A 296-nucleotide genomic window follows, 5' to 3' on the forward strand; every position below is an offset into this window, starting at 1 on the left:
ATACTGAAGAGCCTGAGCGAGCAACTCTTTGGGGTCGGTATTCTGCCCTACTATATGCATGTACTGGACAAGGTACAGGGCGCAGCACACTTTTACATTAGTGATGAGAAAGCAAAAGCATTGATGGCAGGCTTAATGAAAGAGGTCTCCGGCTATCTTGTGCCGTCACTGACCCGAGAGATTGGCGGTAGAGACAGCAAGACCCCTCTTGATCTGCATCTTGAGTGATCAAAAAAGCCCTGATGAAGCTCATCCATCAGGGGCTTTAGTGTCATTGTAACTACTTCGCGAAATTA

The 296-nt window shown here is 47.3% G+C and carries 1 pseudogene; it reads left to right on the forward strand.

The window, feature by feature from the left end:
- Window positions 1–228: pseudogene (locus tag AB4585_RS28805) on the forward strand (EF-P beta-lysylation protein EpmB); the annotation flags it as partial.
- Window positions 229–296: the final 68 nt, after the last annotated feature.

This window comes from Vibrio sp. 10N.222.49.C9 (genome assembly GCF_041474985.1).
GTDB lineage: Bacteria > Pseudomonadota > Gammaproteobacteria > Enterobacterales > Vibrionaceae > Vibrio > Vibrio crassostreae_C.